This is a genomic window from Rhodococcus sp. NPDC059968 (genome assembly GCF_042738615.1).
Taxonomy (GTDB): Bacteria; Actinomycetota; Actinomycetes; order Mycobacteriales; family Mycobacteriaceae; genus Rhodococcus_F.
Genome location: NZ_JBHWUE010000006.1, coordinates 1 through 25,908, shown reverse-complemented (window position 1 = coordinate 25,908; position 25,908 = coordinate 1). Strand labels below are relative to the sequence as shown.

Annotated in this window: 23 protein-coding genes; 8 read left to right on the top strand and 15 right to left on the bottom strand. The window is 67.9% G+C overall.

Annotated features, from left to right (window positions below):
• Window positions 1-66: 66 nt before the first annotated feature.
• From ACFWAY_RS08245 to ACFWAY_RS08215, 7 genes are all read right to left on the bottom strand, one after another.
• Window positions 67-621, bottom strand: coding sequence for a MarR family winged helix-turn-helix transcriptional regulator (locus ACFWAY_RS08245; protein WP_378457163.1), 555 nt, complete (start codon window positions 619-621; stop codon window positions 67-69).
• A gap of 62 nt (window positions 622-683) precedes the next feature.
• The gene (locus ACFWAY_RS08240) at window positions 684-1,268 is read right to left on the bottom strand and encodes an MFS transporter (RefSeq protein ID WP_378510489.1); all 585 of its coding nucleotides are present in this window, start codon (window positions 1,266-1,268) and stop codon (window positions 684-686) included.
• 94 nt (window positions 1,269-1,362) lie between these two features.
• Window positions 1,363-2,934 carry a polyamine aminopropyltransferase gene (locus tag ACFWAY_RS08235; protein WP_378510405.1) on the bottom strand — a complete coding sequence of 524 codons (1,572 nt, stop codon included), beginning with the start codon at window positions 2,932-2,934 and terminating at the stop codon, window positions 1,363-1,365.
• A 4-nt stretch (window positions 2,935-2,938) separates the two neighbouring features.
• Window positions 2,939-3,409 (bottom strand): DUF350 domain-containing protein, encoded by a 471-nt coding sequence (locus ACFWAY_RS08230; protein ID WP_378457165.1) that lies wholly within the window; start codon window positions 3,407-3,409, stop codon window positions 2,939-2,941.
• Window positions 3,410-3,437: 28 nt separating this feature from the next.
• Entirely contained in the window at window positions 3,438-3,860 is a 423-nt protein-coding gene (locus ACFWAY_RS08225) for a DUF4247 domain-containing protein (protein ID WP_378510404.1), read from the bottom strand.
• A complete protein-coding gene (locus tag ACFWAY_RS08220; protein ID WP_378457167.1) occupies window positions 3,848-4,354 on the bottom strand; it encodes a DUF2617 family protein in 507 nt (168 codons plus the stop codon). Before ACFWAY_RS08220 ends, ACFWAY_RS08225 begins: the two co-directional genes overlap by 13 nt.
• A complete protein-coding gene (locus ACFWAY_RS08215) occupies window positions 4,351-4,947 on the bottom strand; it encodes a DUF4178 domain-containing protein (protein ID WP_378510403.1) in 597 nt (198 codons plus the stop codon). Before ACFWAY_RS08215 ends, ACFWAY_RS08220 begins: the two co-directional genes overlap by 4 nt.
• Window positions 4,948-5,174: 227 nt before the next feature.
• On the opposite strand from ACFWAY_RS08215, the gene ACFWAY_RS08210 reads away from it, so the two are divergent.
• From ACFWAY_RS08210 to ACFWAY_RS08200, 3 genes are all read left to right on the top strand, one after another.
• The gene (locus tag ACFWAY_RS08210; protein ID WP_378510402.1) at window positions 5,175-5,822 is read left to right on the top strand and encodes an isochorismatase family protein; all 648 of its coding nucleotides are present in this window, start codon (window positions 5,175-5,177) and stop codon (window positions 5,820-5,822) included.
• 97 nt (window positions 5,823-5,919) lie between these two features.
• Window positions 5,920-13,026, top strand: a complete 7,107-nt coding sequence (locus tag ACFWAY_RS08205) for an amino acid adenylation domain-containing protein (RefSeq protein ID WP_378510401.1) — start codon at window positions 5,920-5,922, stop codon at window positions 13,024-13,026.
• Complete coding sequence (locus tag ACFWAY_RS08200) at window positions 13,023-14,087, top strand: iron-siderophore ABC transporter substrate-binding protein (protein ID WP_378457171.1); 1,065 nt, start codon at window positions 13,023-13,025, stop codon at window positions 14,085-14,087. Before ACFWAY_RS08205 ends, ACFWAY_RS08200 begins: the two co-directional genes overlap by 4 nt.
• A 16-nt stretch (window positions 14,088-14,103) precedes the next feature.
• On the opposite strand, the gene entS is transcribed toward ACFWAY_RS08200, so the two are convergent.
• Window positions 14,104-15,369 (bottom strand): enterobactin transporter EntS, encoded by a 1,266-nt coding sequence (gene entS, locus ACFWAY_RS08195; RefSeq protein WP_378510400.1) that lies wholly within the window; start codon window positions 15,367-15,369, stop codon window positions 14,104-14,106.
• A gap of 146 nt (window positions 15,370-15,515) precedes the next feature.
• On the opposite strand from entS, the gene ACFWAY_RS08190 reads away from it, so the two are divergent.
• Together ACFWAY_RS08190 and ACFWAY_RS08185 are read left to right on the top strand one after the other, a co-directional pair.
• Entirely contained in the window at window positions 15,516-15,764 is a 249-nt protein-coding gene (locus tag ACFWAY_RS08190; protein WP_037205604.1) for a phosphopantetheine-binding protein, read from the top strand.
• Between the two features lie 80 nt (window positions 15,765-15,844).
• Window positions 15,845-17,188 (top strand): YhgE/Pip domain-containing protein, encoded by a 1,344-nt coding sequence (locus ACFWAY_RS08185; protein WP_378457173.1) that lies wholly within the window; start codon window positions 15,845-15,847, stop codon window positions 17,186-17,188.
• 1 nt (window position 17,189) lies between these two features.
• Here the strand turns inward: ACFWAY_RS08185 and ACFWAY_RS08180 are convergent, their stop codons facing one another.
• Entirely contained in the window at window positions 17,190-17,399 is a 210-nt protein-coding gene (locus ACFWAY_RS08180) for a hypothetical protein (protein ID WP_011595096.1), read from the bottom strand.
• 122 nt (window positions 17,400-17,521) lie between these two features.
• Here ACFWAY_RS08180 and ACFWAY_RS08175 point away from each other — a divergent pair, with 122 nt between their 5' ends.
• A complete protein-coding gene (locus ACFWAY_RS08175; RefSeq protein WP_378510488.1) occupies window positions 17,522-19,057 on the top strand; it encodes a bifunctional 3'-5' exonuclease/DNA polymerase in 1,536 nt (511 codons plus the stop codon).
• 84 nt (window positions 19,058-19,141) lie between these two features.
• Window positions 19,142-21,364 carry an MMPL family transporter gene (locus tag ACFWAY_RS08170; RefSeq protein WP_378457174.1) on the top strand — a complete coding sequence of 741 codons (2,223 nt, stop codon included), beginning with the start codon at window positions 19,142-19,144 and terminating at the stop codon, window positions 21,362-21,364.
• On the opposite strand, the gene ACFWAY_RS08165 is transcribed toward ACFWAY_RS08170, so the two are convergent.
• The 6 genes from ACFWAY_RS08165 to ACFWAY_RS08140 are packed head-to-tail and all read right to left on the bottom strand — an operon-like array spanning window position 21,361 to window position 25,171.
• Entirely contained in the window at window positions 21,361-22,212 is an 852-nt protein-coding gene (locus ACFWAY_RS08165) for a DNA-3-methyladenine glycosylase family protein (RefSeq protein ID WP_378458841.1), read from the bottom strand. The two genes, ACFWAY_RS08170 and ACFWAY_RS08165, sit on opposite strands and share 4 nt — an antisense overlap.
• Window positions 22,209-22,865 (bottom strand): alpha-ketoglutarate-dependent dioxygenase AlkB family protein, encoded by a 657-nt coding sequence (locus tag ACFWAY_RS08160; protein WP_378510399.1) that lies wholly within the window; start codon window positions 22,863-22,865, stop codon window positions 22,209-22,211. Before ACFWAY_RS08160 ends, ACFWAY_RS08165 begins: the two co-directional genes overlap by 4 nt.
• A gap of 5 nt (window positions 22,866-22,870) precedes the next feature.
• Window positions 22,871-23,581, bottom strand: a complete 711-nt coding sequence (locus tag ACFWAY_RS08155; protein ID WP_378458843.1) for a 2OG-Fe(II) oxygenase — start codon at window positions 23,579-23,581, stop codon at window positions 22,871-22,873.
• Window positions 23,578-24,180: a methylated-DNA--[protein]-cysteine S-methyltransferase gene (locus ACFWAY_RS08150; RefSeq protein ID WP_378458844.1), complete on the bottom strand. Its 603-nt coding sequence runs from the start codon at window positions 24,178-24,180 to the stop codon at window positions 23,578-23,580. Before ACFWAY_RS08150 ends, ACFWAY_RS08155 begins: the two co-directional genes overlap by 4 nt.
• On the bottom strand, window positions 24,177-24,668 hold the full coding sequence (locus ACFWAY_RS08145) for an RNA polymerase sigma factor (protein WP_378458845.1): 492 nt from the start codon (window positions 24,666-24,668) through the stop codon (window positions 24,177-24,179). The genes ACFWAY_RS08150 and ACFWAY_RS08145 overlap by 4 nt, the downstream gene beginning before the upstream one ends.
• Window positions 24,668-25,171 (bottom strand): methylated-DNA--[protein]-cysteine S-methyltransferase, encoded by a 504-nt coding sequence (locus ACFWAY_RS08140; protein ID WP_378510398.1) that lies wholly within the window; start codon window positions 25,169-25,171, stop codon window positions 24,668-24,670. The genes ACFWAY_RS08145 and ACFWAY_RS08140 overlap by 1 nt, the downstream gene beginning before the upstream one ends.
• A gap of 94 nt (window positions 25,172-25,265) precedes the next feature.
• Here ACFWAY_RS08140 and ACFWAY_RS08135 point away from each other — a divergent pair, with 94 nt between their 5' ends.
• Window positions 25,266-25,817 (top strand): ribulose 1,5-bisphosphate carboxylase large subunit, encoded by a 552-nt coding sequence (locus ACFWAY_RS08135; RefSeq protein WP_378458847.1) that lies wholly within the window; start codon window positions 25,266-25,268, stop codon window positions 25,815-25,817.
• Window positions 25,818-25,908: the final 91 nt, after the last annotated feature.

Genomic DNA, 25,908 nt, shown 5'->3' with positions numbered 1-25,908 from the left:
AGTAAACACATTAACTAAATTGTAGGCGTGATGGCAAGCACAGATTTTCAGGGAGGCACAGCTGGGTCAGTTACGCCCGCGCACGTCGAACTGGCTGCGATTGGTGATCAGCTTGTCGAGCAGCATGACGAGAATGCGCTGCTCCGGTTCGGTGAGAACACTCGCCCAGGCATGTTCCCGCTCGTTCTGCTCACGGTAGATCTCACTGATCTCACTCCGGCCCTTCTCGGTGAGCGACAACTGGACGGACCGGCCGTCCCGCTCGTCCGGGGTCCGTTCCATCAGACCACCACCGACCAGCGTCTTCGTCAGATTCGAGACGGCAGCCCTGCTCATACCGGTGAGCCTGGCCGCAGTCTTCGACTCGACGGGTCCGGCCAGCCACGTCACGAACATCAGCCGGAACGCCGACCACGACAGGCCACGCGGACGGTGGATCGACGATTCCAGGTCGTATGTCACCACGTTCGACGCGCGGTTCAACGTCAGGAGGACCTGGGTGGCGAGTTCGTGCGTCGAGCCGTATTCCGTGCTCAGGCGCCTGTTCGCCAGTTCGATGAACGACCAGAAGTCGAGGCTGTCGGGCACCTCGACGGGCGCCGGCACTGCGTCATCGGTCATGGAGGAACCCTATCGCCAGCGGGCGGCGGGCCCAGCGCCCGCCACCTCCGCTTTTAGTATATCTATGAACTAGATGATGCAGTTGCTTCTTCCAGTTCGACCGGTTCCTTCTTCGGGATCTTCAGGAACGCGAGCATGACGGCACAGATCAGCAGGCACCCGATCGGGAAGTTCAGGCCGATGGTGACGTTGTCGGCGGTGGCGTTCTTTCCGATGACGTACGGGCCGAAGAATCCGCCCATCGCGGCGATCGTGTTGATGGCCGCGAGACCGACGGCCGTCTCCGCCCGGGTGAGCACCTGCGCCGCCATCGCCCAGTACGGCGCCATGTATCCGAGCACACCGACCGCCACCATCGACAGCGACGTCAACGCCAGCACCGGCGAGTGCCGGAAGAGGATGGTACCGAACAACCCGACAGCGGCCAGGATCATCAGCCCGATGACGACGAGCTTCCGCTCGCCCGTTCGATCCGAGTAACGGCTGATCAGCAGCATTCCGGCAGCACCGACCACGAACGGGATCGCGCCGAGGAATCCGATGTTGGTGGCAGAGTAGCTCGGATCCATCTGCTTGACGATCTGCGGCAGGAAGAACGTGAAACCGTACAGCCCGCATGCTGCGAACAGGTTCGCGACGGCGTTCAGCGGTCGTCGACGCCGCCCGCGCGCTCGGCAATCTGCTGCGCTGACCCGTGAGTACTTATTAACGCCCGGCGGTTAATAAGTACTCACGGGCGCGTCAGCGCTCGTAGCCCTTCCGCATGTCGTCGACGATGCGCGGGCGGTCGAGGGACGAGGGCTCGAGTTCGCGGCGGGGACGGTCGCGCGGGAAGATCGCGGACGCGGCGAGGGTCGGCTCGTCGAGGAAGCGCAGTTCGGGGACGTCACGGGGTAGGCGCAGGGCCGGTGGTTCGGGTCCGCGCCGGGCGAGGACGTAACCCCAGTCCCCGAAGCTCGGCACCAGCACGTGATACGGGGTGACGGCCAGACCCGCGGACGCGACCGTCGACGTGGTGCGCCAGTACGCGTCCGGCGTCGAATAGGGGCTTCCCGACTGCACCACCATCAGTCCGCCGGGGTTCAGTGCGGCGGCGGCGAGACCGTAGAACTCGGTGGAGTACAGGCGCCCGAGCGCCGGGGTGTCCGGGTCGGGGAGGTCCACGATGACGGCGTCGAATCCGGATTCGGGTGCGTCGCGTAGCCACCGGAACGCGTCGTCGAGGACTACGTGCACGCGCGGGTCCTGCAATGCTCCCTGATTCAGCCCCGACAGCCGGGTGTTCGCGAGTTCGATGACCGCTGGATCGAGTTCCACCTGCACGATCTCCTGGACCCCGGGAAGTCGCAGGACCTCTCGTGCGGCGAGGCCGTCGCCTCCGCCGAGGATGAGTACCCGCTTCGGGTCGTCCGCCATCGCTGGGTACACCAGCGATTCGGTGTACCGATGTTCGTCGACGCTGGAGAACTGGAGGTCGCCGTCGAGGAAGAGCCGCACGTCTCCCCCACGCTCGGTGACCACGATCTCCTGGTACTGCGACCTTTCCGCGGCAATCACCGGATCGGTGTAGAGACGTTGCCGCGACGTGGTCTCGATGCCGTCGGCGCGCACCAGGAGCACCGCGATGCACGCGGCGGCGACGAGTAGCGCCACGACGGCGAGCAATCGGGTGCGCAGACTCAGCTGCCACCGCAGCAGGATCAGCGCCACGACCGCGGCGGCAACGAGATTGACGATGCCGGTGATTGCGGCGCCGCGGATCATTCCGGCGATCGGCAGCAGGACGAACGGCCAGAGCAGGCCCCCGACCAGGGCGCCTGCGTAGTCGGCGGCGTTGAGGTTTGCCAGGACCTTTCCGGTGCTCTCGGCGTCGGTGTCGCTGCGGCCCGATTGCAGCAGCGTCATCAGCAACGGCACCTCGGCGCCGACCAGCACACCGATCAGTGCGGTGGCGAGCACCAGAACGATTGCGCTGGAACCGAAGAACGTGAACGTCACGTACAGCGTCACCGCACTGAACCCGCCGACGAGTCCGAGGACGATCTCGACGACCACGAACGACGCGGCCGCGGTGGAGAGCAGCGGCTTGGCGGCGAGGGCACCCACCCCGAGTGCGGCCACGAACCCCGCGACGATCAGCGACGTCTGGGTGATCCCGCCGCCGGTCAGACTGACCGACAGTGTCAGCAGGGCCAGTTCGTAGATCAGCCCGCACGCAGCACACGCGGCCACCGCGGCGAGCAGGAACGCCCTGGCCCGCCCGCCGAGCGCTCGGGTGGTGGAGGTATTCGGCTCTGCCGCTGTGGTCGTCACGAGATCAGGTGAGTGCGGCGGCGTTCACGAGGCCGATGGCGAAGAGGCTCGCACCGACCGCCCATGCGGCACCGCACATCTGCGGGTTCCCGACCAGGCCGACGAGTTGCCCGGGAAGCAGCACATTCATGAGCCGCAGCGCGATGACCTGCAGCAGTACACCGAAGAGGCCGTAGACCGCGGAGTCGGCGAGTCCCTGCGCGAATCCGTCGGAGCTGGTGAGGATCGCAGTGACCACGACGACGGCGAGGGCGAGATGGTTCGACGCCAGCAGGATTGCCGCGTTGGGGTTCTTGTCGACGTACACCTGGTGCCGGAGATTTCCGGGGGTGGCGAGGTCGAGTACCGCGAAGCCGACTCCGAGGACGGCAATGCCGATGACGAAATACGCCAGGGTGCCGAGCATGCCGACGGCGAGCATTCCGACGTCGACGCTGCCGATTTCCGTTGCTGCCGCCGTGTAGGTGGTGTTCACGCGCTTCTCCCGAGTCGAGTGTTCTCTGTCATTTCGCGCTCCCGGATCCGCCGCTGCCGCTGGCGCCGCCCGCCGGTGAACCGGGGTTGAAACCGGGCCCCAGATAGGCGAACCCGCCGCTTCGGTAGCGTCCGTCGATGTCTTCGACGCGGACGAGGCTGCCGCCACCCGGTCCGGCGCTGACCGTGACGATGTCGTCGTCGTAGCGTAGGTATTCGCTGCCGCCGTCGGCCTTCCGCGCCGCCGGTTCCTCCTCGGCTACGATGTTCGAGACGGTCGTCCCCACTGGATCGGTGGACGTGTACGTCTTCGCCTCGCCTGCGGTGTTCTGCAGGGCGTAGGTGTCGGCGATGTAGTCGCGGACGCCGCCGCCGCACGCGGTCGCGACAAAAACGAGGAGCAGCATCGGGGCGAGCCGCACGCGCGCACTGAACGGGGTCACGGCTGCCACCTGCTTCGAGTTTTCACGATCACCCCACCCTTGTCTCCCGGGTACAGATGCCAGGTCTGCCAGGCCCATCCGCCCGTATCCTCACGCGTTGCCGTGAGCGCTGTCAGTGCGGTGTGGTCGCCGGGGAACGCCCCGCAGATCCACCCGACCACTTCGGTGGCCTGGCGCCGCAGCCAGTCGGCGGTCTGCTCCAGGTGGATGCGGTCGACGGTGTCGGTGGTCGAGTCGAACCGGTACCCGCTCGCGCTGTCGGATACCGGCAGTGGCCTGCCGCCGGCCCGGACCGCGTCGCACGACACCTGTTCGGTGATCCGGCTGCCCGCAGCGGATGCCGTCACCGCATGCGATGCCCCGAGAACTGCGAGTGTCACTCGGTCGTCACCGTGCGTGATGGTGAGTTCGGCAAGCGGAAGGGGTGTTTCGGCGTTCACGACGAGACCGAGCGCCTCGGCAGACACATCGCGCGACTCGATGTCGAGAACGTGCAGTGTCACTGCGACGGACCGGAATGGATCACGGTGAGTTCACCGCGCGTGACGGCGCGCCCCGTGGAGACCTCCCACGACTGCGTCCGCGCCCAGCGCTCGAAGGACAGCAGGCCGGTCTTGTCGGCCGTCTCGTAGTCGGCGTAGTCGACGACGCCCTGGGGTGCGGTTCCGGTGGTTCCTTCGGCGGTGAACGAGGCGGTGCCGCGCTCGATCTGCCGGTGCACCCTGTCGTCGAGGATCACATCACCGTTCGGTTCGAGCCCCGTGCCCTCGCGGCGCATCCACAGCGTCATCTCGAGGTTGCCCTCGTCGTTCTCGACGGTCAGCCATCGCTGACCGGTCGACCCGTCGAGGAGGTGTTCGTGCCAGATGTACCCCTCTTCGTCGAGGGTGATGGTTCCGCGCACGACGTGGTCGATTCCCGCGTACGTGATGATGTCGCCGACCCCGATCTTGTACGGGTCATAGACCTCCGGGTAGTCGGCGAGCGGATCGACCCTGGCAGCACGAGCGGAGTTCTTCCCGCCCCGATTCCGCAGGATCAGAACGATGCCCACGATCACGACGACGATCAGCAGCAGCACTAGCAGCGTGGTCAACAGTCTCTCCTGGTCAGCGGCTCCGGCACGGGAGACCGGCACCTGGCCCCCACCAGTCAGTCACCTTACTGTGCGCCGCAGACCCGCACACCTGGCGATTGCAGACGCAGGTAGCAAAGGCTAGCCTAACCGAATGCGCGAGAGCTGGGGGACGCGGAACGCTGTCGTTCACCGAGATCCGTGCGGCACACGTCCAGGCGTCGACAAGACCGACAGTGAGGAACCATATGGCCATCCCGTCCATTTCGACCTACTCGATCCCGGAGATCCACGAGGTCCCCGAATCGAAGGTGACCTGGCGCCTCGACCCACGACGTTCCGCACTGCTGGTCCACGACATGCAGAATTACTTCATCGACGCATACGACGTGCAGTCGGAGCCGATGTCGACCGCGATGGCAAACATGGTCCGGATCCGCGAACTCTGCACTGACGCCGGGATTCCCGTGATCTACACGATGCAGCCGGGCGACCAGCATCCGTCGCGTCGCGGCATCCTCGCCGACTTCTGGGGCCCCGGACTGACTTCGGGTCGCGACACCGAAGTGGTCGAACCGCTCGCCCCCCGCGAGGGCGACATACAGGTGACCAAGTGGCGGTACTCGGCCTTCCAGCGCACCGACCTCCGGCAGTTGCTCGGCCACCACGGTCGTGACCAGCTGATCGTGACGGGCGTCTACACGCACATGGGCTGCATGCTGAGCGCCGCCGAGGCGTTCATGTCGGACGTTCAGCCGTTCCTGGTCTCCGACGCGACTACGGATTTCAGCCGCGACGAGCATCTCATGGCGCTCACCTACGCGGCGAAGCGCTGCGGTTCGGTGACCACCACGGATGCGCTGGTCTCCGCGCTCTCCCCGCTCGAAGTCGGCTGACCCCACCACTGGGTATGTGGTTAGGCTAACCTGACACGTCGAGTAGCTGCATGCCCGAGCACGCCCGCACGACGACAGCATCAGGAGCGCTTGTTAGATGTCCCTTTCGATTTCGTCACCGTCCGCCGCGGCCACCGGCGAGGACACGGCCGACGCCTGCTTGACCGCTGCCCAGCGCGAGCTGTGGGCCGGGCACCATCTCGACCCGACCCGGTCGGCCTTCAGCACGGCCGAATACGTGGAGGTCGCCGCCCCCGTCGACATCGAAGCTCTCGCCGCGGCAGTACGCACGGTGACCGAGGAAGCCGAGGTGCTCTCGGTCCGCTTCGAGGCCGAACCCGGTGCCGATTCGGCCGACGTCGTCCAGGTGCACGACCGTCGCCACGCACCCGATCTCGAACGTCTCCAACTGGACCGGGCTGCTGCCGTGGAGTGGATGCGCGAGGACGTGCGCCGACCACTCGACTTCGACTCCGCTCCCCTCGTGCGCACGGCACTGATCACGACCGAATCCGGTGTGCTCTGGTATCTCCGCGCCCCGCACGTGTTGCTCGACGCGTACGGGTATTCGCTGCTCACCCGCCGCGTGGCGGCGCTGTACGCGGCCCGGCTCGCGGGCACCGAACCCCGGCCGGCCAAGTTCCCGCCGTTGCGGGCGCACGTCCGGGCCGCACGGGAATTCGATGCGGCGGCCCCGGACACCGGCGCGCCGCAGTCCGCCTCGCGTCCGGTCGGCTTCAGCGACACGGTGCGCCGGGCCGCCCCCGACCCCCATCGGCACACGATCCCGATCGAACCCGGAGTGGCGAGGACTCTGCGCGAGGCCGCCACCGCGCAGGCGACCACGTGGGCGGAAACGGTCTATGCGGCCGCTGCCGCATACCTGGGCGCCCACACTGGGGCCGAGAACATTCAGCTCCGCGTTCCGGTTCTGGCACGTCAGGGCATCGAGCTGGCGTCGCCCGTGACGGCCACGAACATTGTGCCGCTCCGGATTCCGCTCGACGCACGACCGACGTTCGGCGACGTGATCGGCCGGGTGGCCACCGCGCTGTCCGAGACGCGACCGTTCCACCGCGTCCGGGACGCCGGTAGCCGCGCCACCGGCGGAGCGGTGGTGAACGTCAAACCGTTCGCCGCCAGAATCGCTTTCGGTCCCACGTTCGGGGCGGTGCATCAGCTTGCCACCGGTCCGGTGGAGGACGTGGTGATCTCCGTCTCGGGCGCCGGGGACGAGCTCACGCTCGAATGGGCCGGAAATCCCGAGGTCTATACGGACGACGAGATCCGGGAGCACGCAATCCGATTCGCGCACTACCTCCGAACCATCTCCGTGGCAGCAGAACCCGTCTCCGTGGTGGACGTCTGCGCTCCCGACGAACTGCACCTGTGGCGGTCGGCGGCCGGCCTCGACCGGACCCCCGGCATGGCAGCGGTGCTTCCGGACAGCATCGTCACCGCCTTCCTCGCCCAGGTGTGCACCCACCCGGACCGCGTCGCGGTGAACGATCTGTCGTATCGGGAACTCTCGAACCGCAGCGCCGCCCTGGCCCGGCAGCTGAGGTCGGCCGGCGCCGGGCGCGGCGCGGTCGTGGCCGTGAGCCTGCCCCGCGGCACCGATCTGATCGTCGCCATCCTCGCGATTCTCCGCAGTGGCGCGACCTACCTGCCGATCGATCCGTCGTCCCCGGCCGAGCGCGCCCGGTTCATCCTGCGGGATGCGCAGCCGTCGCTGGGAATCGGATCCGCCGATCTGCTCGGCGACCTCCCCCGAGTCGAGGAGGACGCGGAACCGTCGGTCGTCACCGACCTCGAGAATTCGGTGCGCGCGGACGACATCGCGTACATCATCTACACGTCCGGATCCACCGGTGTGCCCAAGGGCGTGCCGATTCCGCACCGTAACGTGATGCGGCTGTTCGACGTGTCCCGCGAATGGTTCACGTTCACCGAGGACGACTGCTGGCCCCTTCTGCACTCGTATGCGTTCGACTTCTCCGTCTGGGAGATCTGGGGTGCGCTGCTGCACGGCGGCCGCCTCGTCACGGTCGACGAGGCCACCCTGACGTCACCGTCCGACCTCGCCGCCCTTCTCGTCGACGAGGGTGTCACGGTGCTGAACCAGACGCCGTCCGCGTTCGGGCATCTCGTCGACGCTCTCGTCCGCGCGGACTCGTTCGACCGGCTGCGACTGCGGTACGTCGTGTTCGGCGGTGAGGCTCTCGATCCTGCCGTCCTGCGAGCCTGGTTCGCCGCGACCGGTCCGGAGGCGGGAACCGAGCTGGTCAACATGTACGGGATCACCGAGACCACCGTGCACGTCACCGCCACGAAGGTCACCGCCGCCGACGTGGTCGACATCGGGGTTCCGCTCGGCGACCTCCGCACGTACGTCCTCGGACCGGGACTGCGTCCAGTGCCGTCCGGCGTCACCGGCGAGATCTACGTGTCCGGTCCCGGACTGTCCCCGGGCTACCTCGGGCGTCCCGACCTGACGTCGGGACGGTTCGTCGCCGACCCGTTCGCACCGGACGGGACGCGCATGTACCGGACCGGCGACCTCGCACGGTACGACGCGACCGGCGCTCTCCACTACCACGGCCGCGTCGACGACCAGATCCAATTGCGCGGTTACCGTGTCGAACTCGGCGAGATCGCCGCCGCCATGACTGCGGTGCCCAACGTGCAGGCGGCGGTGGCCACGGTGCACGAGCAGGCCGGCGGCGACCAGCGGATCGTCGGGTACGTCGTGCCCCGGCCGGGTGCCGAGCACGACGCCGTCGAGGAGCAGGTGCGCGCGCACCTCGTCCGGTCCCTTCCCGGGTACATGACGCCGTCCGCACTGGTGACGCTCGACCGGTTGCCGTTGACCCACAACGGCAAGGTCGACAAGGACGCGCTGCCCGCCCCCCGTTGGCTCGGACAAGTCGGCGACACACCGCGGACCGACACCGAGGCCCGGATCCTTCCGCTGTTCACCTCCGTGCTCGGCGCCGAGCAGGTCGGCGTCCACGACGACTTCTTCGCGCTCGGCGGCAACTCGCTCCTCGCCGCCGCCCTCGTGTCGGCGATCACCGCGGAACTGGGTGTCTCGCTGCGGGTCACGACGATCTTCGAGAATCCGACCGTGGCCGCTGTGGCCGCCCAGTTGGAGGACGCCGGAGAGCGGGTGGCGGCCAGCAGGCCGTCCCCGCGGGACCTCCCCGAGGGAACGCCGGTGCCGTTGTCACCGGCGCAGGAACGCCTGTGGTTCCTCGACAGCGCGGCCGGTGGCGGAACGTACCTGCTGGCGTTGGCCGTCGACTTCGGGGAGGGCATCGAACCCGACGCCCTGTCCGCGGCGCTCGCGGACGTCGTGACCCGGCACCAGTCGCTGCGGACGGTGTTCCCCCTCGTCGACTCGATTCCGCACCAGGTCGTGCTGCCCGCCGCCGATGCGAAGGTCCGGCTCGAACGTGTCGACAACGTCGGCAACATCGAGGGACACATCGCGGCGATGACCACGGTGGGTCTCGGGCTCACCGATCAGCCGCCGCTGCGGGCGGTGCTGTACGAACCGCAGCACACGCTGGTGTTGTTGATGCACCACATCATCGGCGACGAATGGTCGCAGTCGAAGCTCCTCGACGATCTCGCGTTCGCCTACAACGCGCGACGCGCCGGCCGGGAACCGGGGTTCACGCCGCTGCCGTTGCAGTACCCCGACGTCGCCGTGTGGCAACGCGAGCGCATCGGCGCGGGCCCGGACGACGCGACGCGGTTGCTGACCGGCCAACTCGACTACTGGCGTGAGCAACTCGCCGGTCTGCCGCTCGAACTGGGCTGGCGCACCGACCGCCCCCGACCGGCCCTGCCCACCAACCGCGGTGCGAGCGTCCACCGCACGCTGTCGCCGGCGCTGCACGCGGCCGTCGAGTCGCTCGCCGCCGAGCGGCGCGCGAGCTTCTTCATGATCGTGCACGCCGCCGTGGCCGTGCTGCTCGAAAGGCTGGGCGCCGGCGAGGACATCGCCCTCGGCGTGCCCGTCGCGGGTCGCAGTCATCCCGACCTCGACGCCATGGTGGGTTGCTTCATCAACACGGTGGTCCTGCGGACCGACGTGTCGGGCGACCCGACGTTCGACGAACTGCTGGACCGGGTCAGGGCCGTCGACCTCGACGCCGTCGACCACGCCGACGTGCCGTTCAACCGCATCGTCGAACTCGTCAATCCCCCACGCTCATCGGCCCGCCACCCCCTGTTCCAGGTGATGCTGTCGCACTGGAAGCAGGGCGGCGCGGCGGAGCGATTCGACGGGACCACCGCCGCCGTGCGGATGCTCGACGCGACGTCCGCGAAATTCGATCTTGCGCTGCGCTTCCAGGAACGTCCGGACAGCGGCGGGGTCGACGTGACGTTCGAGTACTCCACCGAACTCTTCGATGCCGCGACCGTCGAATCCCTCGCCGACCGCCTCGCCGTGGTGATCGAGCGCCTCGTCGAGCACCACGAGCAGCGGATCGCCCGGCTCGACATCCTGACCCCGCAGGAGCGGGGCCGGGTACTCGGCGAATGGTCCCACGCGGAGCACTCCATCCCGGCCCGCACCTTCGACGAGTACTTCTCGGCGCAGGTAGCGGAGACACCCGACGCCGAGGCCCTCGCCGTCGGCGCGAGTGTGCGGCCCGCGGTCTCCCTCACCTACCGGCGGCTCGACGAGCGAGCGAACCGGATTGCCCACCTGCTGATCTCGCGTGGCGCCGGCCCCGGCGACGTGGTCGCGATCGCCCTCGACCGTTCCGCCGAACTGATCGTCAGTGTTCTCGCGGTGCTGAAGAGCGGTGCCGCGTACCTTCCGGTCGACCCGACGTACCCGGTCGACCGGATCGCGCACATGCTCGCCGACGGCGCACCGGTCGCGATTCTCACCTCCTCCGTCGGTGTGCCCGACCGCACCCCGCTGGGCACCGACGTGCCGCTCCTCGACCTGGACGATCCGGACCTGCAGGCCCTGCTCGACGCCCAGCCGGTCACGGCTCCCACGGACGCCGACCGGAGCAGGTCGCTGCAACTCGACGACGCCGCGTATCTCATCTACACGTCCGGTTCGACGGGCGTGCCCAAGGGCGTCGTCGTCCCCCACCGGGGCATCGCGGACCTGTTGTCGCTGCAGTCGGACGTGATCGGCATGGACCACAGCACCCGTGCGCTCCACTTCTCGTCCATCAGCTTCGACCTCGCGTTCTGGCAGATCATGTGGGGTGTGCTCTCGGGCGGAACGCTGGTGGTCGCGACGGACGCCGACCGTGTCCCCGGTGAACCGCTCGCCCGCGTCATCAACGAACACGACGTGAACTTCGTCGGCGTGCCACCGTCTTTCGCCGCCGCGTTCCCGCCGGAGCATCCCATCCCGGACGGCGTCGACCTGATGCTCGGCGCCGAGAAGCTCACACCTCAGCTGATCGAGCGGTACGCACCCGGACGCCGGCTGTTCAACGCGTACGGACCCACCGAGTGCACGGTCAACGCCACCCTGGCCCTCGTCGAACCGGGACACGAAGGTCCCGTCCCCATCGGCGTCGTCGATCCGGGCAAGCACGCCTACGTCCTGGACCACGCGCTGCGGCCGGTGCCACCGGGCGTGTCCGGCGAGCTGTATCTCGCGGGCGACAGCGTCACCCGGGGATACCGCAACCAGAGCCCCAAGACGGCGGAACGCTTCATCGCCGACCCATTCGCCGAGTCGGGCGGTCGCATGTACCGGACGTCGGATGTGGTGTGGTGGGGCCGGGACGGTCAGATCTACTTCACCGGCCGCGCCGACTCGCAGGTCAAGGTGCGCGGATTCCGCATCGAACTCAACGAGATCGAGGCCGTGCTGTCCGGCGATCCGGACGTCGAGCACATCGTCGTCGTGGTCCGCGAGGACCGCCCGGGCGATCAGCGGCTGGTCGCGTACGCCACGTCGGTGCCGGGCGGGCGGATCGACCCCGACCAGTTGCACCGCCGTGCCGCAAGCCGGTTGCCGGACTACATGATCCCGGCCGCGTTCATCGCCGTCGACGAGTTCCCCACCCTTCCCAACGGCAAGCTCGACCAGTCGTCGCTTCCCGTGCCGCACCTCTCGCTGCAGGTGTCCGAGCGCGGGCCCCGCACGGCGCGCGAAGAGGTGCTGTGCCAGCTGTTCGCGGAGGCGCTCGGTATCGAGCGGGTCGGCATCGACGACAGCTTCTTCGACCTCGGTGGCCACTCGCTGATGGCGGCCGGGCTGATGAGCGCGATCTCGAAGCGGTTGTCCGTGACCGCGACGGTGGCCTCGCTGTTCGCGGCGCCGACCGTGGCCCAGCTGGCCGGCCGGCTCGACGACGATCACGACGCCGACGCGCTGGCCGTCCTGTTGCCGTTCCGCACTGAGGGGTCGAAGCCACCGGTGTTCTGCTTCCACCCGGCCGGCGGAATCAGCTGGGGCTATTCGGGCCTGCTGCGGCACATCGACGACGACTACCCGCTGTACGGCGTGCAGGCCTCCAACCTGTCGACGTCCAAGCGGCCGCCGGAAACGCTCGAGGACATGGCCGCCGAATACATCGAGCACATGCGGACTGTGCAGCCAGAGGGCCCGTACCACCTCCTCGGGTGGTCGCTGGGCGGCGTCGTCGCGCACGCCATCGCCGGTGCCCTGCAGAACCAGGGTGAGGAACTGGGCATGCTCGTCCTGCTCGACTCCTTCCCGTCCGACGCGTGGGCCTCGATGCCGACAGAGCAGGACGCGCTCGCCGCGCTGCTCTACATGGTCGGCTACGACCCGGAACCGCTCCTCGCCTCCAACACCGAGCCGCACCGCGGCGGTGGCCTCGACCGGCAGCAGGTAATCGACATCCTGCGCGGCGAGGGCAGCGCCCTCGCCGGGATCAACGAGCACACACCAGCCGCGATGATCGACAACTTCGCGAACGCCGTGCGCCTCGAATCCGAACCCTCACAGATCGTCGTGGACTCCGACATGCTCTTCTTCACTGCGGCCAGGAATCCTGCCACCGCGGCGACGTACGACTTGTGGCAGCCATTCCTGAACGGCACCATCGTCAACCACGACCTCGACTGCGAGCACAAGGACATGACTCAGCCTCGCTGGATCGGCGAAGTCGGCTCCGTCGTGAACGAGGCTCTCGCCTCGTTCGGCTCGCGCATGAACCCCATCAACAGAGAACAGGGAGATCGATGAAAACGTCCGGAAGATACTGGCGTAGAGCCGGAATCGTGATGATGGCGGCAACCGCGTTGTTCGCGGGTGCCTGCAGCGAGTCGAATTCCGACTCGACCGACGCGGCGGGATCCGCCACCGGACAGGCCGACGCCTCGGCCTTCCCCGTGTCGATTCCGTCGGCGCTCGGCACCGCCGAGATCACGGAGGCTCCGCAGCGAGTCGTCACGCTCGGCTGGGGCAGCGAGGACGCGGCACTGTCGCTCGGCGTCGTGCCCGTCGCCGTGCAGAACATGAAGTCGGACACGGGAACCGACGACGGCCTGCTGCCGTGGTCGCGGGCGAAGCTCGAAGAGCTCGACCCGAACGCGGAACCCACGTTGCTGACGGCGTCGAGCAAGGAGATGCCGTACGAGCAGATCGCGGCACTCGACCCCGACGTGATCCTGGCCGTGCACTCGGGCGTGAACCAGGAGCAGTTCGACAAGCTGTCGGCGATCGCCCCCACCGTGGCGTACCCGGAGCGTCGCTGGGCGACCAGCTGGGAAGACCAGATCACGACCGTCGGCAAGGCCCTCGGCCGGTCGGCACAGGCCGAGGCACTGGTGACCCAGACGCAGGACACCCTCGCGCAGGCGAAGTCGCAGCACCCCGAGTTCGCCGGGAAGACGGTGGCATTCGGTAGCGGCACCGAGCCGGGATCGTACAACTTCTACTTCGACACCGATCCTCGCCTGAAGATGCTGGCAAGCCTCGGTTTCACGGTCGATCCGCTCGCCCAGCAGCTGCGGGAGAGCAGTGACCAGACCAAGTTCGCGGCTCCCGTCAGCCTGGAACTGCTGCCGACGTACAAGCCGGACGTGCTGCTCGCCTGGTACCTGTCGCCCGAGTTGCAGAACGAGGTGCAGTCGAACCCGCTGTTCGCCGGGGTCAAGGCCGTGCGCGACAACGCCTACGTCGGTCTGACCGATCCGCCGCTGGTGTTCGCGTCGAGTTCGCCGAACGTGCTCAGCGTGCCGTGGCTGCTGGACAAGCTGCTCCCGCAGCTGTCGCAGGCCGCGAACAACGCTCAGGCCAGCTAGTTCCCAACTGACCGCGTCACTGTGCCGCTGCCGAGAGGTCGTCCTCTTCGGCAGCGGCACTGCTGTAGGTGCGCAACCCCTTCAACGTCAGCGCGAGCACCGCCAGCACCACGAGGCCGCCCGCCCCGTAGAGGAGGAACGCCTCACGCGGCCCCACGGCGGCGCCGACGGCGCCGGCGACGAGCGCTCCGGCGGCCGAGCCCGTGGAGATCTGGGCACCCCACACGCCGGCGACGCGTCCGCGGTACTCCTCGGGGGTCTCGGTCTGGATGACCGCATACCGGAGGATGTCGCCGAGCACGCGGCCGAAGCCGTGCGCGGCGAGTCCAAGGAACGTGACCGCGATCATCGGGACGGCGCCGACGCCGATCAGCCCGGCCGACGCGATCATGGCCGCGAGGAACACGACCAGGCCACCGCGACGAGCCGTTCCCGTCCAGCCGCTCGTGAGTGATCCGGTGAGGGCGCCGACGGCGGGGGCGCTGTAGAGCAGTCCGGTGGCCGCCGGTCCGGCGTGGAGGACCTGGCTCGCGTAGGCGGGCAGCAGCACGTTCCAGCCGGTCAGCATCATGGCGCAGAATCCGACCAGGAGCGTCCCGCCGACCACGGAGTCCTTGGCGGCATAGGTGAATCCGCTGGCGATCGACCGCAGCGGACTCTCGGTGTTCTTGACCGGTGGCGGCAGCGATGGCAGCCGGGCGATGCAGTATGCGGTGATTCCCGAGGACACCGCGGCCAGAACGTAGTTGGTGCCCACAGATGTCGCCGCGATGATCACACCACCGATGGCAGGCGACGCGACCGTGCCGAGGTCGGCCATCACGGTCATCAGGGCACCGGCGGCGGCCATCTTGTCCTTGGGGAGCAGCGACGGGATCACCGCCATCAGCGCGGTCGCGGAGATACCGCCCGCCAGGCCCTCGATCACGCCACACAGGTAGATGATCCACAACTGGGGTGTGGGGAGGAACGCATTGACCGCGAGGATCGCGAACGCCACGCCCGCCGCGGCACGGGCGAGGGAGATGACCGGTCTGCGGTCGTACCGGTCGGCGATCACGCCGCCGAACAGGGTGCCGATGAACACCGAGGAGCCCACGACGATGCTCGCCGCGCCCACTGCCAGTGTGGAATTCGTCATGTCGTACACCTGCAGCGGCACCGCCACCAGCAGCAGGCCCAGACCGAAGATGGAAATCGTGCGGGCAATGAAGATGTATCGGAACTCGCGACTCGTCCGTAGAGGGGTCAAGTCGATTGCATATCGCGATAATCCGGCCATTGCCATCCATTCACATTCGGTTGCAACAGCTCTCCGTTTCGCCGTTTGCGTGGAGAGCAACTATGCTTAGGCTTCACTAACCCAGCAACCTACCCCATGTCGTCGAATCGGCTCAACGGGCCGTGGTTCGCACGACGCACCGGAGGATGATAGTGAGTTCCGCTCCCAGCACAGTTCCGACCCGCGACCGAATCCGCGCCGACGTAGCCGACGTGCTCGACGTCCCGGTCGCCGAGATCGACGATTCCGCGAACCTCCTCGACGAGGGAATGGACTCCGTACGCGTCATGGCGCTGGTCGAACGGTGGCGGGCGGACGGCGTGCAGGTGGACCTCGTGGACCTCGTCGGCGAGCCGACACTCGACGCCTGGTTCGAGGTGACGGCAGCGCGCTGAGCGGTCCCACCGCCTACTCTTGATCCGGCTGGTCGATCCGCGGGTCGGCCCGGTGACCACACGGCAGGAGGCGAGGGGACATGGCGCACGAAACCAGCGGTGCAGACGAGATGAGTGTGCTCCGGACACCGCGCTTCTGGATCGCGCCCCTGCTCCTCGTCTCCGTCGTCATGTCCCTGCTCGCCGCGCTGTACATGGGGGGAATGCTCAATCCCCCCAAGCACCTCAACCACTTCCCCATCGCCCTCGTCAATCAGGACGAGGGCGACACCATGCCCAATTCCAATCCGCCGCAGCAGCAGAATTTCGGTGACCAGATCGCCGCCGGGCTCGTCGAAGGTGTCGATCCGGACAAGGTCGAACTTCAGCAGATCGGGATCGCGCAGGCCCAGTCCGCACTGGACAACGGGGAAATCTACGGCGCCATTGTCATCCCGAGCGACTTCACCAAGCGCACGTTCATCCTCGCGCAGGCGAGCGTGATTCCCGGAGACGTCGAGCGTCCCGTGATCACGATCTACACGAACCCCCGCGCCGGCACGATCAGCGCGAACCTCGTCCAGAACATCGGTGAGATGGCGATGGACAAGGCCAACCAGACGATGGGCGAGCAGCTCACCACCCAGGTGACGCAGCAACTCCAGGCGACGGCACCCGACCTCCAGTTGTCGGGGGCCAGCCGGCTCGTGCTCGACGACCCCATCGACGTGCGGGTCGTGGCCCACAACCCGCTGCCCGACGGCACCGGTTTCGGCTTGGCGGCGTTCTACTACGCGCTCCTGATCGTCTTGGCCGGTTTCACCGGTGCGACCATCGCGAGCACCCTCATCGACGGCATGCTCGGGTTCACTCCGACCGAGGTCGGGCCGCTGTACCTGCACAACGATGCGGTCCCGATCTCACGTTTCAACACCCTGCTGATCAAGTGGGCGGTGATGGTTCTGCTCGCGATGATCGTGTCGGGTCTGTACCTGTGGATCAGCTCCGCCCTCGGCCTGCCGATCACCGATCCGCTCGCACTGTGGGAGTACGGCGCCTTCGCGATCGCCGCGGTGGGGATCACGGCGATGTCCGTGATGGCCGCGTTCGGCAACCTGGGCCTGCTCATCAACCTGCTGGTGTTCGTCGTCCTGGCGCTGCCCTCGTCGGGCGGCACGATCCCGCTCGAGGCGGCGCCGCGCCTGTACACCTGGCTCGGTGAGTTCGAACCGATGCACCAGATCTATATCGGGGTGCGCGCCATCATGTTCTTCGGCGCCGCGGGCGATGCAGGGCTCATCCATGCGGTGTGGATGACCCTCGCCGGACTCCTCATCGGCCTCGTCTTCGGTGCCGTCATCACCCGGTTCTACGACCGCAAGGGTCTGCATCGCCGCCACAAGGCGCAGAGCGAACCCGAACCGGTGGACGCAGCCGGGACGTAAGTCACGCGGGCGTGGACGACCAGGCCGTGCCGAACTGTTCGTACCAGGGATGCGGGGCGGGCACCGCCGCCAGGATCCGTTCGACGAACCGATCGGGGTCGCCGAGTTCGGCGAGTCCGACTCCCCGGCGCTCGTAGTCCGCAAATTTGTCGTGCAGTCCGGCGATCACCTTGTCGGTCACCGTCTGCTCGAACTCTTCGATGGTTGCCATCGGATGCCCCTCCTTCCGGCGAGAAGCGTCTGCGTTCAGTGTAGTGCCGACCTGCGGGTTTACCCCCGCCCGACGGCGGATTATCGACTGTCGGTGACGCGGAGCAGACTGAGCCCGTGAGAATGGTCCTGGTTCCCGACGCCGACGGTGGCGCGACGACCGTTCGCACCGATCCCGCGGGAGTTCCGATCGAGTCGCCACGTCCTCACTCCGACGTCGCGGCCGCGGTCCGCGACATCGAGGCCACCGAGCACCCCCGCTGGGTCTGGACGAGTACCGCGGCCGTCTACCCGGCACTGCTGCGGGCCGGGGTGCGGGTGCGGCGCTGCCAGGACCTCGCGCTCACCCATGCCATCCTCAGCATGCGCGACGGTGTTCCCGCGCCACCGCCGGACGAACCCGTCGACGAACGTCCCGGCCTGTTCGAGACCGCACCCACCACGGATCCGGTGCAGGTGGTAGCGGACTTCGCGGAACAGCGGAAGACGATCGGTGACGATGCACGGCTCGACCTGCTGGTGGCCGCCGAGTCCGCCGGTGCGCTGGCCGCCGCGGAGATGAGTGTCGACGGCCTGCCGTTCTCCACCAGCGCCCATCGAGCATTCCTCGAGGCGACGCTCGGGCCGCGGCCGGCCGGGTACGACCTGCCGGAGCGCATCCAGGACGTGACCGTGGAGATCGGGGCGGCGTTCGGCCGTCGCATCAACCCGGCGTCCCACGTCGAGGTCGTCGACGCGTTTCGCCGGAAGGGCATCGAACTCGCGTCGACCCGCAAGCACCTGCTGCGCGAGGTCGATCACCCCGCGGTGCCGCTACTCCTACGCCACCGGGATCTGTCCAAGCTGTTCAGCACGAACGGCTGGCAGTGGCTGGACAGTTGGGTCCGCGACGACCGGTTCCGGCCCGTCTACGTTCCCGGCGGTGTGGTGTCCGGCCGCTGGGCGAGCCGCGGCGGCGGCGCACTGCAGATTCCGAAACCGCTGCGGTCGAGCGTGATCGCCGACCCCGGTCACACGTTCGTCATCGCCGACGCCGGCCAACTCGAACCCCGCATCCTGGCCGCCATGTCGGGGGACGCCCGCATGGTCGCCGCCGCGGGCGCCGACGACCTGTACGCACCGGTCGCGGCGGAGACCTTCGACGGCGATCGAGGCAAGGCCAAGGTCGCGATCCTCGGTGTTCTGTACGGCGCCACCGCGGGTGAGGCCCGTTCCCTGCTCACCCTGCTGCGCACCCGCTTTCCCGTCGCCGTCGAATATGTGGAAAGGGCGGCCCGCGCCGGTGAACGCGGCGAGGTCGTGCACTCGTGGCTCGGCCGGGCGTGCCCACCACCATCCGCCGATTTCTGGTCACATGGCGATGCACGGTCGCGCGGCCGATTCACCCGAAACTTCGTGGTACAGGCCACGGCATCCGAGTGGGCGCTGTGCGTGCTCGCGGACCTGCGGCGCCGGCTGGCCGACGACCCGGACAGTGAACTCGTCTTCTTCCAGCACGACGAGGTGATGGTGCATACCCGGGACCCCGAGTCGGCGACGCGGCACGTTCTGGGCGCGGTCGAGGTAGCCACCCGGTTGCTGTTCGGTGAGACGCGGGTGCGGTTCCCGATGGATGTGGCGGTGCGGGACTGCTACGCCGAAACCTCCGACGAGGCCTGACACGCGCGGATTTCCGGTGTCGCGGGTGCGCTCGACATGGTGTACTGGGACGCACTGCTGGCCGGGGGCGGCGAAGGAGAACCCATGACGAAGTTGGATTCGACGGACTCGAGCACCAGCGGCGAGACGCCGCGCCGATTCCGCTGGCCTGCGTTCACCATCGTGGCCATCGCGATCATCGCGTTCTTCGCCGGCGGATTCGGGGGTTCCTTCCAGGGCAAGCTCACCGAAGTCCAGAAGAACGACAACGCCGCCTACCTGTCGAGTTCCGCCGAATCGACGATCGTCACCAACGAATCGTCCAAGTTCCTCACCGTCGAAACCATCCCCGGTTTCGTGCTGTTCCACAGCGACTCCCCACTCACCGAGCAGGACAAGACCGCCGTCGCCCGGGCGCGTGACGCGATCGCGACAGTCGACGGCGTCGACGCCGAAGGCATGGCCCAGACCCAGTTCTCCCAGGACGGCACCACGGCATCGATCTTCGTTCCCCTCGTCGCGAAGGAGGACGGCACGGCGGTCGCCGGCGATGTGCTCGCCGCGACCGAGGAGAATGTCCTCACGGCCGCGAAGAACGCGGCGGCCGGGCTCGAGGTCCTTCCTGCCGGTCCCGGTGGTCTCCTGGTGGCGTTCATCGACGCGTTCGCCGGGCTCGACGGTGCACTGCTGGGCGCCGCACTGCTCGTGGTCGTCCTGATCCTGCTGGTCGTCTACCGCTCCCCGGTGCTGTGGTTCTTCCCGCTCTTCTCGGCACTTCTCGCGCTCGGCCTGGCATCGATGGTCATCTACTTCCTCGCCAAGGCCGAGGTGCTCACGCTCACCGGACAGAGTCAGGGCATCCTGTTCGTCCTCGTGATCGGTGCCGGCACCGATTACGCGCTCCTCCTGATCTCCCGATATCGGGAAGAATTGCACTTCTACCCCAGCCGGTTCGACGCCATGGTCAAGGCGTGGAAGGAATCCGCCCCCGCCATCACCGCGTCGGCGGTCACCGTCATCCTCGGCCTGCTGTGCCTGACGTTCTCCGAACTGAACTCCAACAAGAGCCTCGGTCCGGTCGCCGCGATCGGCATCGCGTGCACGTATCTCGTGATGATGACGTTCCTTCCCGTGGCGCTGTCCGCGGCGGGGCGGTGGGTGTTCTGGCCGCGGAAACCGAAGGTGGACGAGGCCGCCGACCTCACCACACACGGTCTGTGGGGCAAGATCGCCGCCCAGGTCGGAAGCAAGGACCGCTCCCTCTGGATCGGTACGACGGTGCTGCTGGCCGTGCTGTTCCTGGTCGGCATCGGCAGTTTGAAGACGGACGGACTGTCGTCGTCGGAGAACTTCACCAACCGCCCCGACGCCGTCGTCGGTCAGGAGTTGTACGACTCCAAATTCGATCCGGGGGCCGGCGCGCCCGCCGTCATCGTCACCAATGCCGATCAGACGGACGCGGTCATCGCGGCCGTGAGCGGTGTGGACGGGGTGTCGACGGATCCCGGCGCGGTGTGCCCGCAGGTCGATGTCGAGAAACTGTCTGCACTCGTCAAGTCCAACCCTGCCGCGGTGGCCTCGGCGGCCGGGCAGGGGTGCGCACCCGACTTCCTCACGGCCGCACCGATCGACGGACGCATGGTCGTCAACGTGACCCTCGCCGACTCGTACGATTCCCCGGAAGCCCTCGAGACGGTGAAACGACTGCGCGACGCGGCGCACGCCGTGCCCGGTGCCGATGCGCTCGTCGGTGGCAGCACGGCAACCACTCTCGATGTGCAGACGGCGTCGGTGCACGACCGGAACCTGATCATCCCGATCGTTCTCGTCGTCATCTTCGTCGTGCTGTCGCTCCTGCTCCGAGCCCTGCTCACGCCGATCATCCTCATCGCCACCGTGGTCCTGTCGTTCGCGGCCACCCTCGGGGTGTGCGGCCTGTTCTTCACCCACGTCTTCCATTTCGCGAACGCGGATCCGGCGTTCCCCCTGTTCGCGTTCGTGTTCCTCGTGGCGCTCGGTATCGACTACAACATCTTCCTGATGACCCGCGTCCGCGAGGAAACCGAGGAGCACGGCACCAAATCCGGTGTGCTGCGCGGACTGGCGGTGACCGGTGGTGTCATCACGTCGGCCGGTGTCGTGCTTGCCGCGACGTTCGCGGTGCTGGGCGTGCTGCCCCTGGTGTTCCTCGCCGAGGTCGGTTTCGCGGTCGCGTTCGGTGTGCTGCTCGACACGATCATCGTGCGCAGCATCCTCGTCCCGGCGCTCTCCCACGACATCGGCAAGAAAATCTGGTGGCCGTCGGCGCTGGCGAAGGCCAAGGACTAATAAGCTTCGTCCGTCCACAGGTGGAACAGCGCGTAGGCCCGCCACGGTCGCCACGACTCGGCGAGTTCCGCTGCCTGCCTGCCGGTGCTGACACCCAGCGCGCGTTTGAGGACGAGGTCGTCGGGTGTGAACGCGTCCGGGTCGGCCAGCACCCGCACCGTCAGATAGTCCGCCGTCCACGGACCGATGCCGGGGAGTGCGAGCAGACCGGCCCGGAACTCCGCCGGATCGGTGTCCGCGCCGAGGCTCAGTCCGTCGGACGCCGCGTCGGCCAGCGCGAGCACCGTCCTTGCCCGGGCGCCGGTGAGGCCGAGAGTCGAGCGCAACTGTTCGGGTGAGAGCGCCGCCAAGGTCTCCGGTTCTGGGAACGCGAAGAATCCGTCGTGGACGGGCCGGCCGTACGCGGACACGAGTCGGCTGCCAAACGTCCGGGCCGCCGCCAGCGAAACCTGTTGTCCGAGAACGGTCAGAACCGCTGTCTCGAACCCGTCCACGCTCCCCAGCCGCCGCAGACCCGGACGCAGCGCCACCAGCGAAGCCAGTTGCGGGTGGCGGCTCAACGCGGCGTCGATCGGCACCGGATCGGCGTCGAGGTCGAGCCAGCGGCGGACCGCGGCGGTCAGCGCCTCGACGTCTCCGGGATCCGCTGGTGTCAGGTACGCCTCGACGTACCCGTCGGCGGGACGGACGACGACGGACACCAGCGCGGGCCCGTGCGGACCGTTCACCACCCGGGTGTGGGTGCCGTCGGGGTCGTGTCGCTCGAGCCCGGTCACGGTGTGGGCGCGAAGCGCGCCCCACAGCGGCGCATGGGTGAACGGGCCTCGGTACGCCAATTGGACTCTCATGCGTCCTCGAGTCCCGTCACCCGCAGCGTGATGTTCAGTCGGCCCCTGGTCAGTCCGCAGTCCGGATCACTCGTGCCGGGAAACACTTTCGGCACGCCGTGATACGCGAAGCGCGACTCGCCACCGAACACGAAGAGGTCGCCCGACAGCAACTCGACGTCGGTGTACGGCTTGGTGCGGGTGGTGGTGTTGCCGAAGCGGAATGTGCACGTATCGCCGATGCTCAACGACACGACGGGTGCGTCCGATCGTTCCTCCTTGTCCTGGTGCATGCCCATCTTCGAGGTGACGTCGTAGAAGTTGATCAGCGCCGCATCAGGTGTGTACCGGTCGGCGGGCTGCCCGTAGGCCTCGTTCACCGCCCGACGGCCGAGTTCGACCAGCCAATCAGGCACCGGCGCGACACGGCCACCGCCCGCGTCCTCGGCGGTGCGCGAGTAGGAATACGGCTTCCAGTGCCAGCCGAGGCACACCGTCTGCACCGACATGCGGTGTCCGGTCGGCAGTTGCGCGGCCCGCATCGGGACCGGTGCGGTGGCCCAGCGCCGGCATTCGGTAACCAGGTGGCGCTGCTCGTCCAGCGTGAGCCAGTCGGGGACGTGGACGGCGCCGGGCGCCACCACAGTTCGGGGCCGGGGTATCAAGGCGGACATCACGGCTACTCGGCGTCGTGCAGGACCAGGCCGAGGGTCCGGCGGGTGCCGCGCCGAACGGTGCTGACACCGTGCCGTACCGGTCCCGTCGACCAACCGCGGGTCGAGCGCACGGGCCTGTCCCTGGTGGTGAAGATCAGCGCGTGCCCCTGCTGCAGCGTCGTCACCGTGCCCCGGGACTGCGCGCGGGCCCGCTGCTCGACGAGCATGAACTCCCCGCCCTCGTGGTCCACTCCCGGACGGTCGAGGCCGATCACCACCTGCAACGGGAACACCAGGTCACCGTAGAGGTCGCGGTGCAGCGCGTTCCAATCGTTCGCCCGGTAGCTGAGCAGGATCGGCGTCGCCCGTTTCTGACCGGCGTCGTGGCACATGCCCAGCCATTCGTCCAGGGTGTCCGGCCACGGCGAGGGATGTCTCAGCCTGGCCGCCCAGTCCCGTGCCACGGGAAGCAGTTTCGGGTAGAAGGCGGCACGGAGTTCGGCCACGACCTCCGGTAGCGGGTAGTCGAAGTACCGGTACTGTCCCGAGCCGAAACGGTGCCGGGCCATGTCGACGGTCGACCGGAAACGCCCGACCTCCTCGTACATGTCCGCGATCTGCCCGCACTCCTCGGCGGTCAGGATCCGCTCCGATTGCGCGCATCCCGCGGCATCGGTCTCGGTGTGGAGACCCTGCCAATCCAAGTCGTCCACGCGTTGCGTCAAGGTAGTCATGCCGCTGCCTCCAATGTCAGCAGAATCGACTTGGCCTCCGGCCCACCCGCGTACTGGCCCATACTGCCGTCGCTGCGGACCACCCGGTGGCAGGGAACCACGACGGGGAGCGGGTTGAGGGCGCAGGCCGTTCCGACCGCGCGCACTGCTCTCGGACTGCCCGCGGCCGCCGCGACCGCGGCGTAACTTGCGGTGTGCCCGTAGTCGATCTCGGGAAGATGATGAAGAACTTCGAGCCGAAATCCCTTGGACAGCCTGAAATCCAGCGGGATGTCGAAGCTTGTGCGCTCGCCGAGGAAGTATTCGTCGATCTCGTGGGCCACCCGGTCGAGCCGGGCCGGTGCGCGCAGGATCCGGGGACTGATCTGCTCGGCGAGGGTCTGCAGTACGGCGTCGTGATCCTGGCTCGGGAAGGCGACCCGCACCAGCCCGCGATCGGTGGCGGCAAGCAGAAGCGAACCGACGGGGGTGTCGAGTGTCCGGTACGCGACGTCGAGGAGCCCTGCCTCGGCGGCGAGGGCGGCGAGCCGCTCGCGCAGATTCTGCTCGACCGCGGAGTCCGACGTGGACAGGGCGTAGACGATGTCGGGGATGTTCATGTGATGTCTCCACTCACAGAGATCGAGAGGGTCTTGCGTAGCGCGGCAATGCCGTCGGCGGCGGCCCGCCGCGACGCGTCCGGGGAGTTGCCGAGGATCACCGCGATCTCGGCGTACGGCAACCCGGCCAGGTAGTGATACGCCACCGCGGCCCGCTGCTTCATCGGCAGGGCGCCGACCGCGTTCCACAACTCGGGGTCGTGACCGCCGGGAAGTCCGCGGTCGGTGGTCTGTTCGGGAAGCTCGTCGGTGGGGACGGGCCGCCGGTCGCGCGCACGAATGTGGTCGAGCGCTTTCCGGTGCGCGATCGTCACCAGCCACGCCTCGACGTTGCTCCCGGGACGCAGGTCGGGATACGCCCGCATCGCGGCGATGAACGTCTCCGACCAGGCGTCCTCGGCGTCTACCGGACCGACGACGGCCCGGCAGACCCGCAGCACCGTCGGCCCGTGCTCGGCCACGACGTCTTCGAACGGCTTCAGGGTCATCAGCTCAGCCGGAGCCCCGCCCGTTCCGCTTCGCGTTCGAGCAGGAACCGTTTGCGGTCGAGCCCGCCCGCGTACCCCGTCAGGTTGCCGTTGCTCCCGATGACGCGGTGGCACGGAACGATGATGCTGATCGGATTTCTGCCGTTCGCCGCCGCCACCGCTCGAACCGCGGTCGGGGTGCCGAGTGAGTCGGCCAGCTGACCGTACGTCCACGTCTCGCCATAGGGGATGGTGCGCAGGGCGTCCCACACCCGTTGCTGGAACAGGGTGCCGCGCGCAGCGAGCGGGACGGTGAACTCGGTGCGCCGACCGTCGAAGTATTCGGTGAGCTGGGTGGTGGTCTCGTCGAAACCTGCGGTGTCGCGCTCCCCGAACGTCGCGGGATTCGGATGATGCCGGTGTTCGACCATGTAGATGCCGCTCAGCACCCCGTCGACGCTCACCAGCGTCAGGGGGCCGATCGGTGAATCGATGACTGTGTGTGCTGCTCGGTCGGCATTCACGGTGCCAATCCTTCCAGGTGTGCGGGCCTCTGAAAGGTAGACGTATGCCACGACCGAAACGTGAGGTGCGTGAGGCATCAGGCAGGATGGGCCGATGGCTCTCGTACAACTCGGCACCCGCGACCTGGTGCGTACCGTCACCGGGATCGCCCGGTGGTCGGCGGATACCGCTGAACTCGTCGTCTCCCTTCCCGGCCGGATCGGCACCCTCCTGGACCAGGTCGAGGTGCTGATTTCCCGCATCGAGGCGATCAGCGACGGCGCCGAGATCGCGGTGTCGAGGGCGAACGCGGTTGCGGAAGCGGCGGCCACCGTGGTCTCCGCGGCCGGGGACACGTCCGCGTCGGCGCAGACCCTCATCGGTCTGTACGAGCCGCTGGCAACGAAGGCCGCCCCACTGGCACAGCGCTTCGTCGACGACCTCACCGAGGAGGAGATTCACGCCGCGATCGGGTTGGTGAACCACCTCCCGGAGCTGACCCTGCGCATGGAGGGGCTGCTGCCGATCCTGGCCACCCTCGACACCGTGTCGCCGGAGATCCACCAGCTCCTCGAGGAGGTCCAGGGCGTGCGTCAGGCGATCCAGGGCGTCCCCGGGTTCAAGTTCTTCCGCAAGCGCGGCGAGGCCCAGGAGGACGAGGACTAGAGCGTGTCTGCCAAATATTGGCAATTGGATGCTCGAGACTGTCCCTGTGTTGCGTGCCAACGAGATTTCCGATGCCCTGTGGGCTGTGATC